This is a genomic window from Paenibacillus fonticola DSM 21315, assembly GCF_000381905.1.
In the GTDB taxonomy this organism is placed as follows: Bacteria; Bacillota; Bacilli; order Paenibacillales; family Paenibacillaceae; genus Fontibacillus; species Fontibacillus fonticola.
The window spans coordinates 23,428-38,831 of the sequence record NZ_KB907282.1 but is presented as its reverse complement, the minus strand read 5'-3'; the positions used below and the strand labels follow the sequence as shown (position 1 = coordinate 38,831).

The window sequence follows — 15,404 nt, the reverse complement described above, 5'->3', positions numbered from 1 at the left end:
TTATGTGGGATATCAATCGTTTTCCAGCAATTCCAGCATCACTTTAAGATCGTCTGAGCTGTCGATATAAGAGTATCTGCCGCCGGTATATTCGCCGGTTTGGACGAGATTCATACCAAGCTCCTGCAATTTGGCAATTTTGCCCTTCGAATCTTCAATATAGAATGCAAGATGATGCACCCCTTCACCATGTGTGTCGAGGAATTCCCGCCAGGTCGAAGGATTGTGATCCGGTTCAATCAGCTCGATTTCCACCGAACCGGGAGTACGGAAGAACATCAGCTTGGCTCTAGCCGTCGTAGGATTGTTTCTGTAATGAATCTGCGATTTTTCAAACTCATCTGTCAGTTCGATTGGCGGAACTTCTACACCGAGGAAGTCTGCGTACTTCTTGCCAGTCACCTCGATATCCTTCACAATGAGACCGACTTGTGCAACCACTTTTGTACCCAGAATGCCTTTTTCCATTGATAAACACCATCCATTCTTTAATTTTGGGGTTGATCTTTAATTTTTTGACTCGTATTTCAGATTCAGCAATACGCCGAGCTGGGCCTCACTGTCGACAAATGTGTAGCTGCCGCCAGGATATTCACCGGTATGACGTACCGGAATGCTTCGCTTCTCCAGCGCTGATAATGCTTCCTCACGATCCTTAACCATAAAGCCGATATGATGAACGCCTTCGCCTTTCTCCTCCAGGAACTCTTTCCAAGAGCTTGGATGCTCATCGGGTTCTGTAAGCTCCAGGATGATAGACCCTAGTTCAAACACGCATAATTTTGAGCGGGTACCGGTTGGCAAGCCTCTGTATTTGGTATGGCTCTCCTCTTCCGGTGCGAGCAGCCATATTTCAGGAACTTCAACACCAAAGATTTCAGCATAATTTTTGGCTGCTGCTTCAATATCTTTGACGACCAAGGCAATTTGACAAATTTGATGTGGATCGATAATGCCCATTTGGTTCACTCCTTAAAATTGATATATATATAACACGTGTTGAACCAATGATCCGGACTCCCCCTCTCCGCAACACGCGCCTAACACCTGGTTAAAGTTGAAGTGAAGTGTTTCACTCCAGTTTGCCTTATCCTTTTTGGACTGGAATCGTAAGCGTAATTTTAGTGCCATATCCGATCCGGCTCTCGATTTGAAAGTCGGCCCTGGCATTATAATAGATGCCAAGTCTTTCAATCGTAGCTTTTAGCCCGACGCCATCCGTCAAACCTCGTTGGATCTGTATCAGTCTCTCTTTATTCATGCCTGCTCCGTCATCTTCCACGATCAGCTGGATCGAATCCCCGCAAAATAAAGATTGAACCGTGATCAGGCCAGGCCCGTCTTTGGCTCGAACCCCGTGATTGATAGCGTTCTCAACCAAGGGTTGCAAAACGAGACGCGGAATGGTGCAATCGAGCGTCCGCTCGTCAAAGCGGGTAGTTACGGTAAATTTATCGCCATACCTGTATTTCAGAATCGTCAAGTACTGCTGGACAATATCCAGCTCCTGTCTGATGGTGATTTCTTCATTGCCTTGATTTAAGGACGATCTATAAAATTTGCCCAAGGCTTTGACAATCGTGTATACATCCTCATGATTTCCCGATACAGCCAGTGAGCTAATCGCGTCAAATGTATTGTAAAGAAAATGCGGCTTGACCTGGTTCTGCAATGCCTCCAGTTCCATTTTCCGTTTGGCCGCCTGTTCCTGGACAACATTGTCAAACAACAGCTGAATTTCACGAATCATCATGTTATATACATTTTTCAATCTGCCGATTTCATCATTGCCCGTTTTGATCGACACCTCTTGGAATACGCCTCTTTCTACCGTTTTCATCGCATTGACCAGCTTTTGAATGGGCTTGGAAATGAGGACCGAAGTAAATATAATGCCGCACATTAATAAGACGCCGTTAACAAGCAGGGTGATAATAAAAATAATCGTGTAAGTCTGGTCCTGTGTGCTAAGCTCGTTAAACGGGGTAATCGCGATAAGCTTCCAATCGAATTCAGTGCGCAAATTGGACACGATGTATTGCTTATTGCCCACCTTTTTAATCTCGGATTGATCTTCTTTGTCCAGGACGTCATCAATAATGACCGCAAACCCCTGTTCCTCGGCAAGGCTGGAATGAAGGAAATCGTTGTTGTTTTCATCCTTCAAAATGTATTGGGTATTATAGGTGTTGCCATCTTTATTCAAATATTTGTTGATGGTATCGGCAGAAATGTTGACCATCAAGTAGCCGATCGGCTTTTGAGTATCAATGTTGTTAATAATGCGAATCATTGAAATGTAGTTCATATCCTGATTGTCGAAAGTCCCGCCGCCATTCATTTTGAGCAAGTAACTGCCGTTTAAGCGAACCAGTTCATCGTACCAAGGCGCTTCTTTGATTTTCGTCAAGCTTACCGCTTTAAACGAGGCATTGTCGGCGTAATATTTGTGGCCCTCGTTGTCAAAGACATAAATAGAAGAAATGACTTCATTAAAATTCATCGACTCCTCGAGATAGTTTTCCACCTGCCGCTGAATCAATGGATCATTTCCTTTATTATTTTGACTTAGAGCCGACTGCAGGGTTTTGCTCGACAGCAGGACCTTCTCTTGGTTGCTGGTTGTTTCAATTAAGAAGTTTAAATTAGCATCAACCGTCTTTACCGTTTCCATCAGCATTTGGCCCACCTTTTTGGTGACCGTACTATAATTGAGCTGCTTGTAAACAACGACGCTCAATACCATGAAAATAATGATCATGATCGAATAATAAACGATAATCTTTGGCGTAATCTTCAAGTCCATAAACCATTTCTTCAGTCTTCTCATGTGCACAACTCCCTATCGGCCGGGTTTAAGGACAACCACATTCTACTATGATTTTTGGGTGAATTATATATGGATTACAGCTTAAGTAAAAATATCAAAGGTACAAGTCAATATATTAGATTCAAGTTCAATTTCATTTTCATTATGATGAAAGCGTATCAAAAAAGCTATGACATTCGAAAAGGGAGGATTCATATGAAACGAGTTACGAAAATGATAGTTTCTACTTTATTAGCGGCATCACTGGCTGTAGGCCTGTCAGCATGCGGCAATTCGTCTGGAACGAATAGCAGCAGCGGCGGTAAGAATAACAATACGGCGCCTAAGGAGGAAAAGATCACGCTTTCCTTCTGGGGAATAAGCACCGCAGAGCCGGAAAAATCTGAAATGGAGAAAATCATTAAAGAATGGAACGATAACAATCCGAACATTCAAATCGAATACAGCGGTACAGAAAACAACGCTTATAAAACGAAAATCAAAACGGCTATCGCCGCGGGCGAAGCCCCGGATATTATGTATTCCTGGACTGGCGGTTTTGCTCAACCGTTCGTGGAAGCCGGTAAAATTCTAAATCTTGACGAGTATTTGACGGATGAAACGAAAGATCAAATGCTGCCAGGCGCGCTGGACAACATTACTTATGACGGAAAGGTGTACGGTATCACTTACGGTCAAATGGCCGGTGCCTTATACGTCAACACCGAGCTGTTCGATCAGTATCAAGTCAAAATCCCCACGACGTTTAGCGAGTTGATGACGGCTGTAGATACGTTTAATCAGAACGGAGTTAAGCCGATGATTACCGGCATGAAGGATTTGTGGCCGGGAATGTGGATTTACGATATGATCGCCCTTCGTGAAAGCGGTTCCCAATTGTCGCTGGATGCATTGAATGGCAAAGCCTCTTTCACCGATCCGGCATTTGTGAATGCGGCGGACAAAATACAGCAGCTGGTTAATGCAGGGGCATTTGGCAACGGCATTTTGGGTATGACGCAGGATGAAGCGGAAGCGGAGTTCAACCAAGGTAAAGTCGCCATGTTGTTTGGCGGCAACTGGATGGCGTCCAAAATGGAATCGGATTCCTCCATGGTCAAAGGGAAAATCAAAGCGGTCAGATTCCCGGCGAGCGAAGACGGCAAAGGCGATCCAACCGAATATGTCGGCGGCGGCAGCGACGCTATGCTTGTAAGCGCAGACACGAAATACAAGGAGCAAGCTGTCAAAGCGGCCACTTACCTGGCTAAAGCCCAAGCAGAGCAAGGTTACCTGTCGGGAATCAATTTGCCGACCTGGAAATATGACAGCCTGGATCAATCCCAAATTAACCCATTAGCCAAAGAAATCATGGATAATATCATCACGGGAGCAGTAGGCAGTGTGCCGGTTTGGGATATTTACCTGAACGGCGCCGATGCAAAAACGCATCAAGATTTGGTTGCTGAAGTGTTTGCCAATCAAATTACTCCTGAACAATTCGGAGCTCAGATGCAAGACAAAGTCAACGGTAATTAATCCGTTAAGCAAATATTTTCCCTGCTAATCGATTCATCTCATTGGCAGGGAAAATTTATTACAGGCCAATGAAATTTGCTGAGCCTGTTCATCAAGGAGGTATCACTTCGTATGCAAAAATTGCTGGGCGATAAAAAGGCGATTTTTCTGTTCGTCTTCCCGACATTTCTAGTCTTCACGATCATCATCATCCTTCCGATTTTTTTCTCCGGCTATTACAGCTTGCTGGAATGGGATGGCTTTTCCAATGGTAAATTTATCGGGTTTGGAAATTATGTGGATTTATTCGTGAACAACACGGACGGATTTACGAAAGGGGTCAAAAACTCAATTGTTTTGGCGATCGTCTCCGTCGGCATCCAGCTCCCTCTTTCACTATTGCTTGCGTTAATTTTGGCAAGGGGTGTAAAGTTCGAAAAGCTGTACAGAACCGTCTACTTTATTCCGGTAATCATCTCCACCGTTGTGATCGGCCAATTATGGATGAAAATTTATCATCCCAACTACGGTATGCTTAATATCATTCTCAATAAAATAGGTTTGGGATTCCTTGCGAACGAATGGCTGGGCAATACGCAAACAGCGCTTGGTGCTGTCTTTGTAGCGCTGCTGTGGCAATATGTCGGTTATCATATGCTGCTCATGTACGCTTCGGCCAAATCGATTTCCACCGAAATTTATGAAGCGGCCAAAATCGATGGAGCCAATGAGCCTACACTGGCCCTAAAAATCACGATTCCACTCATGAAGCCCATTCTGCGCGTTTGCGTCGTTTTTTCCGTCATCGGTTCGTTTAAAGCCTTTGATTTGATATATGTACTGACGAACGGCGGACCATTGCATGCTACAGAGGTGCCAACGACGATTATGTATACATCGATTTTTGCCAAATACCAATATGGATACGGAAGTGCGATGGCCATCTTCATCATCGTCGAGTGTCTGGTTGCAACAGTAATCATTCAAAGAATGTTTGGCAAAGATCCTGTTAACTAGAGAGAAAAGGTGGTGTGAACCATGGAAAGCAACGTTATGACAGTTCCCCAAATGAATCCAAAATCCAAATTCAACCTCAAGAAAGCGGGCAAGGTGCTTCTTTCCCTGGCTCTGGCGGCATACGCGATCATTCAGGTGTATCCGCTGTTCTGGCTGCTGCTATTCTCATTTAAAGATAACAATGAAATATTCGGCGGCAATGTGCTGGGGCTTCCCGAGATCTGGAGATGGTCCAACTACACCTCCGCTCTGACGACCGGGGATGTAGGAATCTACTTCATCAACAGCATCATCGTAACAGCGGTGACGATCCTTTTATCCAGTGTCATGCTGGCGGCGACTTCTTACGCTATTGTCCGCATGTACTGGAAGCTGAACAATTTGTTTTTGACTTATTTTCTGATCGGTCTCATGGTGCCTATTCATGCTACTTTGCTGCCGTTGTTCGTCATCTTGAGAAATATGCATATGCTGAATACGTATTGGTCGCTCATTATTCCATATGTGGCGTTTGCACTGCCGATGGGGATATTTATTCTGACCGGATTTTTGAACAGCATTCCCCGCGAACTGGAGGAAGCAGCTTGTATCGATGGATGCAGTATTTACAAAATATTCGGCAAAATCATCATTCCACTGCTAAGACCTGCGCTGGCTACCGTGGCGATCTTCACTTACATGAACACTTGGAACGAGCTCATGTTTGCAAATACGTTTATTAACAGCGAGAAGCTGAAAACCTTAACGGTAGGTATTATGTCGCTCGCCGGGCAGCATACGACAGACTGGGGGCCAATCGGTGCTGGTCTCGTCATCGCCACGATTCCGACGCTGCTCATTTATGTGCTGCTAAGTGATCAGGTCCAAAAGAGCCTGATTGTCGGATCCGTGAAAGGATAGTGGACAGGCAAGCAAAAACCCGCTCCTCGAGCGGGTTTTCAAGCCACTATTGTCCTTTATTTTTTCAAATGATAAGGAACGGTTGTAATAATGACATCCTTGCGGTAGAGCAGATAGGTACGAATCATCAGGCTGGTTTGGTTATGCAGGAAGTTATGCCAGCCCTTCTTCGGAATAAATTGGGGAATGATGACCGTCACCTGGTAATTGTTCTCGCTTGCTTTCCGGTGCACTGTATCGATGAATTTGCCAAGCGGAGTGATGATGCTGCGATAAGGGGAATACAAAGTCACCAGCCTGATGTCCGGCCGCCAGCGGCTCCATTTCTCCTCAAAGCGGGCAATTTCCTCTCTCTCAAACGGGATATACACGGCGATGATTTGATCCGCCGACAATGATTTGGCGTAATTCAAGGAATGGTCCACAACGTGCGTAATGCCCGATACAGGTAAAATAATGACATTCCCCGTAATCGGCACAGCAGGCTCGCAGGTTGTGAGCCGCAGCTGTTCGCCCACCGCTTCATAATGCTTCTTAATCCGGTAGAAGAAGTAAACGATCAGCGGCAGAAAGATCAACACCGGCCATACCCGGGTAAATTTCGTCAAAAAGAACACGAGCGTAACCGTTAAGGATATCAGGGCGCCGATGGAGTTAACGATCAGCTTGGCCAGCCAGCCCGGCGGCTTCTCGCGGAGCCACTTCATCATAATCCCGGTCTGTGATAGCGTAAACGGGATGAATACACCGACCGCGTACAGCGGAATCAGCTGTTCTGTCTGCCCTTGAAAGGCGACAATCAAAAGGATGGATAATAGGCCCAGACTGATGATGCCGTTAGAGTAGCCCAGCCGGTCGCCGCGCACCTTGAACATCCTCGGGATGAACCGGTCATTGGCCAGGTTCACGGCCAGCAGCGGGAACGCCGAATACCCCGTATTAGCAGCCAGCACCAGAATCAAAGCCGTCGTCCCTTGAATGAAGTAGTATACCGCATTTCTGCCGAAGGTATGCTCGGCAATTTGCGATACTACCGTCTTCTCCGGGGAAGGTACAATCCCGTAGTAATAAGCGAGGAACACGATGCCCGAGAAGAGGATGGCGAGCAGGGTCCCCATCGCCAGCAGCGTCTTGGCCGCATTGTTCGGCGCGGGATCCTTGAAGTTCGGGATGGCGTTGGAGATCGCCTCCACTCCCGTCAAGGCTGAGCTTCCCGAGGCAAAGGCCCGCAGCACCAAAAACAATGTCATGCCTGCCACCGGGGTGCCTAGCGGCACATGCAAATTCGGCGAGACATGGCCCACCGCAATATTATAAAGTCCTACGGCGATTAGTATAAATAATGCCAGCACGAACAAATAAACAGGATAGGCTAAGATCGTCGCGGATTCGGTAACCCCCCGCAAATTCAATATGGTCAGGAGAATGACGAATATAACGGCAATGATAACTTTATGCTCATGCAAGCCTGGAAAAGCCGATGTGATCGCATCCGTACCCGCGGACACGCTGACGGCAACGGTCAATATATAATCGACCAGCAAAGAGCCGCCGGCAATTAGCCCGGGGAAAATCCCCAAATTTTGCTTGGATACTACGTACGCTCCCCCGCCATGCGGGTAAGCAAATATAATCTGCCGGTAGGATAAAATAAGAGCGGTCAATAATACCAGTACGCCGATTCCGATCGGTATCGAATACCAGAACGCTGCCGTACTAACCGTCACCAGCACGAGCAAAATCTGCTCCGGCCCGTAGGCTACCGACGATAAAGCATCGGAAGAAAGAATGGCCAGTGCCTTCTTCTTATTCAGCTTCTGCTCCCCTAATTCGGTCGATTTTAACGGCCGCCCAATCAACAGCCTTTTGATTGTCATCCAGCTTCCACCACCAGTTTGAGATATGGGACATTTTGTATCGTACCCTCTTGGTTCATCCATTATCCGTTCAAATCGGCCTTTCCTATGGCTTCGTTCGCACAAAAAAGCCGCAGGAAAGTTGGCCTTTCCCGCGGCTGCTTTAAAAAAGCGCTGGCACGCGACAAATTCCTCTTTCGTAACGCTTACGAGGTTAGCTGACGGATTCGGACCGAAAGTAGCCCTACACTTGACATTCATCGGACTCAGATCAAGCGATTCACCCCTGGGACGATAAGGCCATCCCTATTGGTTCCCCCGTTTCTGACTATAGAATTCAGCGATAAAGGATTATTTATTTCAGCAATCAGTTCGTCATGAATGAAATCATACTCCTAAACAAAATGACTGTAAAGAAATGTGCATACGAAAATAAGCCGAAAAACACATATTTCCGTTTCAAGACTGCGCTTACATCGCCACGAGCCTTTGACTATCTTCTTTTTTCGTTCATTTTCATACTCCTCCTATAGGCTTAAACAATTAGGACCAGGGCACATCCGGCTATTTCAATCAGACCCATAAAATGGGACTGCAGCATGAGGGAAAAATTAGGAAATCGTATTATGATTAGTACTTGATCCGTCATTTGGAGAATAACGTAGGAATACAGCGGGATACAGCAGGATAAAACGTGATCAATCACAATCGAACCTAATCAAAACACTAAAAAAGGGGTAAATAACATCATGCAAAAGAAAGCCTGGACATCTTTATGGTTATCGATTCTTATCATCGCAGCTTTAAGCGCCTGCCAATCTGTGAAAAGCGAGCCAGCGCAACAACCATTAAATACGGCGGAAGCAGGGCAGAACGCTACAGCCGAAGTGCAGACCGAAGAAAATTCCAATGAGAAGGCCGATGAGAAAAGACCCGAATATTTACCGGCGGATTTTCCTATTCCAGACGATGCGAAGATCAGCACCTCCCAATCTGACATTACCGACGGCAAGAAATCGGCATTACTTATTTTTTCTACCGAGGAAGACATGGAGACGATCACCAAGTTGTACAAGGATTATTTCAATAAGCAAAATTTAGATGATTCCGCTCAGACCATCGATGACAAAAACATTATCATTCGAGGCGATAATCCCGAAAAAAAGGAAAGCTGGTCCATGATCGGGGGGCTATTGTCCTCAAGCGAAGGAGTCATTGAATTAAATGTCACCTGGACTGAATTGTAAAACGGACTATCCAGTTATGAACTAACAGAAACTTACGAATGAACCTCATCCGAAATTTGATAATATCAAAAATAAAACCCCTGGCCTCAACGCATACGGCCTGGGGTTTTAACGATTTTTTTGCAGCCCTTCTTTATGACATATTTGCGAAAGTATAAAAAAGAATTGACCACTTATTAAATAGTAGTATATATTTTCAATATATTAACATATTTTGAAATAGTAGCTGCTGGTGCAAATTTAATAGTTTTGGATAGGGTGATTTGTATGAATAATACAGCCACGATTCTTCAACAACTAGATAACTTTCTTAAGCAGGAAGATTTAAAATTAAGAAAATTGGCCAGCTTGGCTAATTTGAATGCAGGTACGCTAAGTTCACTTCTGAACAAACAAAAAGTGCTCACGGTCGATCATTTAGATCGTCTAACTTCAGTAATGAATTTGCCTGAAGGCCATTTCTACGATCAATACATTGAGGAGTTTTTGAACAATACAACACCGAATTGGCGCAGAATCCGGCCATTTTTATACCGTTGTGCAGACTTGAACAAGCTCGATTGCATTCCAAAAATTATTAATTTGTTGATGGATAACCTGATGTATTCCCCTTTGCTGTTTGAGGTTGCGGAGGACTTTTATCAAAACGGGAAGCGGGGAGCGGCGGCTTTATTATTTGAAAGCGTAGCATTAAGTGAGAGACAGCAGCATTCTGAACGGCTGGCCTTTTGCCAGTATCGTTTGTTCTTACTGAGGTTAGGCAGCGACCTGGTGCAAAATTATCAAGCCGTTATCCAATTCGAGCCTTTCTTAGACCGGCTTGATGAAATTGACCAACTGGACGCCTTGAAGGATTTAGCAAATGCCTGCCGGGCACTGCATCAGTGGGACAAGGTGGAAGCACTGGCGAAAAGCTTAGAAGCCAGCGGGAAAGCGTATTATCAGTGGACGCATCACTCCGAAAGAAAAAAAGAAATGAACATGCAAAAGATGCCTACCCGGCCCCTCTTCTTTTATGTAGCCTATGCGTATTTGCTTCGCGCCTGTGTGTATGAGGCACAAAGAAATTATACGCAAGCTCTGCGGTTTACCTGTGCGTATGCCGACTTGAGCTGGGTCAAAGAAACGGACCCGGACACGCGTCATTGGATCGGTTTATTTAAAGCGTGGGCACAGGCTAACACTTACGCTTATAAGCTGTTATCTGGAGACACACGTATTCTGCCAGAATATGTCCAGCACATTGAACGTAACAAAGAGGAAATTCTGCCTGGACTGTTCAATATTATTGAGGCGGCCAACCGATTGGATATGGATGTGGACGAAATACTCCAGAGGTTTGAATCACATATTACGGAGTACATTCAGGTGCAAGCCGACAGCAGATATGCTGATCAGCTGATGGCGAATGCTTTTACCGAGTTTCTGCATGAGTTAGCCTTTTATTATTTTCACCGGCGCATGTATTCGGATGGATTTAAATATTTATTGAATTGTTTGGAATTATCTTCAAAAATCAATAATAAAAGTAGTATAATAAAGTCTGTAGGCTTGTTTGAACACAATAGAGATCAGGCATCTTCTGAAACAAAAACTGCTTATCAAAACTTGGTAAATGGGGTGTACGAAGATGAAAAGAAAAAAACCGCTTCTTTATTTGGCATCTAGCGTGCTAGTAGCCATTCCCGCTCTTATTCAGATTCAAAACGTTCTGCAAATTTTAGGTTTCACGCACGGCTACGGCTAATAAAAGGGAATTAGGGATTTACACGCCCCCTTATAATGAACATTGGAAGGCCCTTCGGGGGAAGCCGATGCGATTATAGGGGGTTTTCCATTTCAGACCTCGGTTAGCGGCAGTTTTCTTGCAACATCAGGAAGCTCTATATAAGTTGAACAATGGAAATGGATGTGGGGCAAGTCCGTAAAATGTTCCTACGATCGCTGTTGCTCCCAGATTTCTTGGATGATATAGATTCATAAGAGGTAGAAATCCGCTCACAAAGGCGACCACAAGCTTATGCTTTCGAAGCAGCTTTCTTCCAGAAAGCTTTCAATTTCTTCGGAATCATTTTTCTTCCTTGCCTGCATCCCATTTTTAGTTCATCTTATATAGCTGCGAATTTTCCTGACATCTTAAGAAAAAAACACCGTCTCCTGGTTGAGCAGGAGACGGTGCTTCAAGATCTGAATAAAAATCAGTTCAGCTTCTGGCCGCAATTCGGGCAGAAGTTCGCCCCTTCGTTTTTGGTGCCGCAGTTCGGGCAGAAATTCGGCCGCTTGCCGCCGTCAGATGCAGCAGGAGCACCCTGCGGCTGCTGGTTCGGATTGTTGTGCTGGTTTTGGCCTGGGCTGTGGTTCTGATGCTGGTTCTGGTTCTGACTCGAGTTCTGACCTTGATTTTGGCCCAGATTCAAGTTCATGTTCTTCATCATTTCGTTCGCCATAGTCATGCCCATCATCATGCCTGCCATATCCGAGGCCGTACCACCGCCCTGCACTTTGCCGGAAGCGATGCCGTCCGTCATGCTGACCTGCTGATATTTCTGCAGGTTGCCGATCATTTCATGGGACGCTGTCTTCGTGATCATATCCTGGATTTCCTGAGGATAGTTAAAGCTCATCACCTGGAAGCCAGTAATCGCTATCCCGTTATTCAGCACCTCCATGTCCAGATCCTCCCGAATGCCTTTAGCAATTTCGGCAGCATTGATTTGGAGATTGAACATGTCCTTGCCTTCTTTGGCGATCCACTTCATAAGCAGCTGATCCAGCACGGAAGTGATGCGGATCTTGACATCCTCGACGAGATAACTGTCCTTCATTCCGGCAATTTTATCGATCAGTGTCATATAGTCATTGACTTTAAAGTTGAATGTTCCGTTTGCCCGAATCGGCATGCCGCCCGGCAGCTGAGGCGTCGGAATCAGAATAGGATTTTGCGTTCCCCATCTGACGGTAAACTCCTTCGTATTGACGAATAGGACCTCTACACGCATGCCGCTGTTGAAGCCGAATTTAAAACCTTTTAGCGTGGACAAGAACGGGATGATCTCCGATTCAATGTTATAAGAGCCTTCATCCTCAAAAATCCCCTCGATCTTCCCATTGTTTACGAAAATCGCATCCTGGCCGGCACGGATAATCAGTTTACTGCCTTTCTTGATCTCCCGGTTATTCCATTTCCAGAAAATCATATCATCCCGGAACTCTTCCCATTCTACAACGTTTGCGAATTGATTTCTAAAAAAACTCATCGTGCTCTCCCATCCCTTCGATTAGAATTTCCCTCTGCTGCCGCTATGCGAATGGCCGCCGCTCGTAATGCCGCCCCCGCCTCTGCCGCCCGAGCCTCCACCCGTGTTCCGTTCGATCTTCCGCTTCGTAGTCGTCGTCCGCAGGTACTGATCCTGGCGGCCCACTATACCTGAAGTGCTGGCATCCTCATAGGTGCGCCGGTTGACCGTGATACGGCCGCCGGAGCGGTAAGCCATAATTCCCACGACGATTCCTCCGACGACTAAAGCCGCAATCAGCTGGAAGCCAATGTTGAACAGCGGGTTGTCCGGGTTCACCCCCGGCTTGAAGCCCATATATTTGTGGGCGGTTTTAATATATTTTTCAAAAGCCAGCTTATAGTCTCCGCTTGATACATTCGGCGTAATTTTGTTGCGGATCTGAGCGAGCCTGCCATCATCCAGGTACTGCTCCGCTTTGTAAAATCCGGCCAAATATACGTCCCGGTTGTTCATATCCAGCGTGAGAATGACCGCATTGCCATGAGGCTTGTCATAGCCCGGCGCACGATCATCGTAAAAATCCTCGGTCATCTTCACGACATCGATATTTTCTGGATTGTTTGAAGTAATAATTATAATATCCGTTTCCCGTTTCGCCCCGTACTCGTTTGCCATCGCATTCAGCTCATCATATTCCCCCGGGCTGAGCAGGTTCGCTTCGTCGTAGATCAATGTTTTCGTTTCCGCTGCCGCTGCTATGCCGCCGGGGACGGCGAGATACACAGCAAGGAAGATTAGAACGCTTAAAAGTGAATAATGCCTTCTCACAGAAAACCGCCTCCCATCATCCAGGAAATCAGCTTCAAGGACAGGAAGGTGGCGCCCGCTACGCCTGCAAACCAGGCGGAAATCTTCCCTTTGCTGAGCGGCGGCTTGCCGACCACTTTGCCCGTCTGGCCGTTCATCGCAAAGATGTACTCTTTTCGATTGTAGTCGTACTTCACCATCCATACGGGAATCAAGCAATAATCCGCCTGCTTTAAGGTCGTATCAATCTGCTTGTTCGTGAAGCTGACCGACGTATACCCGGTCACTGCGGCTGAAATGGAGGCTTCGATATAGCTGCTGATTTTCTCCTTAGCCCGTGGAAGCAGCTCCCGATCGTCATAGCTGTATTTGTCCGCAATATAACCGGCAAGGTAGGGGCTCTTAAAGCCCTTCAGCCGCTCGTAGGGGAATGGCTCCAGCTTATCCATCAGCGCGTCATCCATCTTATGCGACGCGTCGATCGGCAAATTGACGTAATTCAGGCGGAGCTTGCGGTATACCGCAAAATGCTGGGTTTCCGTATACTGATAATCGCCCCGCGTATAAGTTCTTACTTTGGTAGCGTGGCCCTGAACCTCCACCTGATTATGCAGCTCATAAAGCCAGAAGGGGACATAAATTCCGGTCATCCCCTTAATGCGATCCGCAGTCATGAAGCCAGCGGGGGTAAGCAGTCCGTTCCGGCACCATTTCCGGAAAGCCGCCATCGCCTCATCCTTGCTGATCAAAAATGGGAGCACCTTCGCCGGGGCCAGCTTCCCGGTCAGGCGGTCGCCAAGAACGGCGGCTGAACCGCAGAAGCTGCATACCGTCGCGGTCGTCTCCGCCTCAGCCATAACATCAGCCCCGCAGCTGTTGCAGTGATACACGCTCCCCCGATCCTCGGAAAACACCTGCTCCTTCAGCGGGTCAAGAAGCTCTTCAATGTTGTCTTGCCGCCCGCAGCCTTGGCAGGTCAATGCTCCGGTCCTTCCGTTAAAGACCATGCCGCTGCCGCAGCTGGGACATTTGTAGTCGATTATCGGCATTTACTCACCTCAGGTAACAAAAGTGCTTGAATCATAATTCCTTCTTGTTCATTCTCGCTTTGATTGCAGCTAACTCCTCTTCCACGCTTGGAGGTGCGCTAGCGGCAATGTGTGTGCTATCGTTCGTACTTGAGTGTGTACTTGAGTCCATGCTATCGTTCGTGCTTGAGTTCCCACCAGAGCCCGTGCCCGAACTCGTGCCAGAATTCACACTCAAATTTGCGCCCGCTTCCTGCTCCATATATACGGTCGGATCAGCCGCATTGTCCGGCTTCTCTCCAGACCTGAGCTCGGCCAGAGCTATCGCTTCTTCTGCGGCAAGATACGCTTTCTCCTCCAGCTCATCGAATGAGCCTGATGCTGCACTGCCTGCGCTGAAGCCTTGCTGCAGCTTAGAGGCCGCGAGCTTCTCCTGCAGCTCAGAATGCCGCGCCTCCATCTGTCCAATATCGGACAACAGCTTCTCCTGCAGCTGCCTCAGGCTGGATGCCTTCGCGGCAGCCAACTCGTGAACCTTCTGCAGCCCGCTTAGCCTGTCGGCCTGCTGCGCCTTCCGCTCGAGAAATGATATTGCCTTGTCCTCATCGCCCACTTCTACGGCCTTCTCGGCATAACGCTGCAGCTTCCGAATCTCCGCCTGGCACTCATCCAATGCTGCCTTCGCCCTTCGCTCCTCTGCGAGTACCGAAGCCGTTTCCGCTTTGACCTGTCCCAGATCGCTGCGCAAGCCCTGCATATAATCATTCATCGCCTTCGCCGGATCCTCTTCTGCCCGATCCTTGAACGAGTTCACATTGGCTCTCATAATATCCCGAAACCTCGATAAGATTCCCATATAGAGCTCCCCCCTCGAAAGTTTGCATTTAACTATAATACATGAATTTCAGCCAAAAGGTTTCATTTATAGAGGAGGCCAAGGGATAGGCTAATGGAAAGCCTAAGAGAAAGTAGCATTAGAAATT

The 15,404-nt window shown here is 46.8% G+C and carries 13 protein-coding genes and 1 riboswitch; of the genes, 5 read left to right on the top strand and 8 right to left on the bottom strand.

Translation table 11 applies throughout. The features are described 5' to 3' along the window. Positions 1–12 precede the first annotated feature (12 nt). The 3 genes from G358_RS0126515 to G358_RS0126505 all read right to left on the bottom strand — a co-directional run bounded on the left by G358_RS0126515 (position 13) and on the right by G358_RS0126505 (position 2,830). On the bottom strand, positions 13–468 hold the full coding sequence (locus tag G358_RS0126515) for a VOC family protein (RefSeq protein ID WP_019640294.1): 456 nt from the start codon (positions 466–468) through the stop codon (positions 13–15). A gap of 39 nt (positions 469–507) precedes the next feature. Then, positions 508–960: a VOC family protein gene (locus G358_RS0126510; protein ID WP_019640293.1), complete on the bottom strand. Its 453-nt coding sequence runs from the start codon at positions 958–960 to the stop codon at positions 508–510. A gap of 127 nt (positions 961–1,087) precedes the next feature. Beyond that, positions 1,088–2,830, bottom strand: coding sequence for a sensor histidine kinase (locus tag G358_RS0126505; protein WP_019640292.1), 1,743 nt, complete (start codon positions 2,828–2,830; stop codon positions 1,088–1,090). A gap of 195 nt (positions 2,831–3,025) precedes the next feature. Between G358_RS0126505 and G358_RS0126500 the strand changes: the two genes are divergently transcribed. The 3 genes from G358_RS0126500 to G358_RS0126490 all read left to right on the top strand — a co-directional run bounded on the left by G358_RS0126500 (position 3,026) and on the right by G358_RS0126490 (position 6,244). Beyond that, positions 3,026–4,348, top strand: coding sequence for an extracellular solute-binding protein (locus G358_RS0126500; RefSeq protein ID WP_026342486.1), 1,323 nt, complete (start codon positions 3,026–3,028; stop codon positions 4,346–4,348). A gap of 111 nt (positions 4,349–4,459) precedes the next feature. Further along, positions 4,460–5,344 (top strand): carbohydrate ABC transporter permease, encoded by an 885-nt coding sequence (locus G358_RS0126495; RefSeq protein ID WP_019640290.1) that lies wholly within the window; start codon positions 4,460–4,462, stop codon positions 5,342–5,344. Between the two features lie 21 nt (positions 5,345–5,365). Further along, positions 5,366–6,244, top strand: coding sequence for a carbohydrate ABC transporter permease (locus G358_RS0126490; RefSeq protein WP_019640289.1), 879 nt, complete (start codon positions 5,366–5,368; stop codon positions 6,242–6,244). A 56-nt stretch (positions 6,245–6,300) separates the two neighbouring features. Here G358_RS0126490 and G358_RS0126485 read toward each other — a convergent pair whose 3' ends face one another. Further along, complete coding sequence (locus G358_RS0126485; RefSeq protein WP_019640288.1) at positions 6,301–8,121, bottom strand: APC family permease; 1,821 nt, start codon at positions 8,119–8,121, stop codon at positions 6,301–6,303. 166 nt (positions 8,122–8,287) lie between these two features. After that, positions 8,288–8,453, bottom strand: a riboswitch (cyclic di-AMP (ydaO/yuaA leader). Between the two features lie 396 nt (positions 8,454–8,849). Here G358_RS0126485 and G358_RS0126480 point away from each other — a divergent pair. After that, positions 8,850–9,347 (top strand): hypothetical protein, encoded by a 498-nt coding sequence (locus tag G358_RS0126480; RefSeq protein ID WP_019640287.1) that lies wholly within the window; start codon positions 8,850–8,852, stop codon positions 9,345–9,347. 267 nt (positions 9,348–9,614) lie between these two features. After that, complete coding sequence (locus tag G358_RS0126475) at positions 9,615–11,015, top strand: hypothetical protein (RefSeq protein WP_019640286.1); 1,401 nt, start codon at positions 9,615–9,617, stop codon at positions 11,013–11,015. Positions 11,016–11,545: 530 nt separating this feature from the next. Here G358_RS0126475 and G358_RS0126470 read toward each other — a convergent pair. The 4 genes from G358_RS0126470 to G358_RS30940 are packed head-to-tail and all read right to left on the bottom strand — an operon-like array spanning position 11,546 to position 15,277. Continuing rightward, on the bottom strand, positions 11,546–12,604 hold the full coding sequence (locus G358_RS0126470) for an SPFH domain-containing protein (RefSeq protein ID WP_019640285.1): 1,059 nt from the start codon (positions 12,602–12,604) through the stop codon (positions 11,546–11,548). A gap of 21 nt (positions 12,605–12,625) precedes the next feature. Continuing rightward, positions 12,626–13,414, bottom strand: coding sequence for a TPM domain-containing protein (locus G358_RS0126465; protein ID WP_019640284.1), 789 nt, complete (start codon positions 13,412–13,414; stop codon positions 12,626–12,628). Next, positions 13,411–14,442 (bottom strand): TFIIB-type zinc ribbon-containing protein, encoded by a 1,032-nt coding sequence (locus tag G358_RS0126460; RefSeq protein WP_019640283.1) that lies wholly within the window; start codon positions 14,440–14,442, stop codon positions 13,411–13,413. Before G358_RS0126460 ends, G358_RS0126465 begins: the two co-directional genes overlap by 4 nt. Before the next feature lie 31 nt (positions 14,443–14,473). Next, positions 14,474–15,277 carry a PspA/IM30 family protein gene (locus tag G358_RS30940; protein ID WP_019640282.1) on the bottom strand — a complete coding sequence of 268 codons (804 nt, stop codon included), beginning with the start codon at positions 15,275–15,277 and terminating at the stop codon, positions 14,474–14,476. Between the last annotated feature and the right edge of the window lie 127 nt (positions 15,278–15,404).

Coding starts and splice junctions, on each gene's coding strand:
- G358_RS0126515 (WP_019640294.1), bottom strand. CDS start 468: ATGGAAAAAGGCATTCTGGGTACAAAAGTGGTTGCACAAGTCGGTCTC.
- G358_RS0126510 (WP_019640293.1), bottom strand. CDS start 960: ATGGGCATTATCGATCCACATCAAATTTGTCAAATTGCCTTGGTCGTC.
- G358_RS0126505 (WP_019640292.1), bottom strand. CDS start 2,830: ATGAGAAGACTGAAGAAATGGTTTATGGACTTGAAGATTACGCCAAAG.
- G358_RS0126500 (WP_026342486.1), top strand. CDS start 3,026: ATGAAACGAGTTACGAAAATGATAGTTTCTACTTTATTAGCGGCATCA.
- G358_RS0126495 (WP_019640290.1), top strand. CDS start 4,460: ATGCAAAAATTGCTGGGCGATAAAAAGGCGATTTTTCTGTTCGTCTTC.
- G358_RS0126490 (WP_019640289.1), top strand. CDS start 5,366: ATGGAAAGCAACGTTATGACAGTTCCCCAAATGAATCCAAAATCCAAA.
- G358_RS0126485 (WP_019640288.1), bottom strand. CDS start 8,121: ATGACAATCAAAAGGCTGTTGATTGGGCGGCCGTTAAAATCGACCGAA.
- G358_RS0126480 (WP_019640287.1), top strand. CDS start 8,850: ATGCAAAAGAAAGCCTGGACATCTTTATGGTTATCGATTCTTATCATC.
- G358_RS0126475 (WP_019640286.1), top strand. CDS start 9,615: ATGAATAATACAGCCACGATTCTTCAACAACTAGATAACTTTCTTAAG.
- G358_RS0126470 (WP_019640285.1), bottom strand. CDS start 12,604: ATGAGTTTTTTTAGAAATCAATTCGCAAACGTTGTAGAATGGGAAGAG.
- G358_RS0126460 (WP_019640283.1), bottom strand. CDS start 14,442: ATGCCGATAATCGACTACAAATGTCCCAGCTGCGGCAGCGGCATGGTC.
- G358_RS30940 (WP_019640282.1), bottom strand. CDS start 15,277: ATGGGAATCTTATCGAGGTTTCGGGATATTATGAGAGCCAATGTGAAC.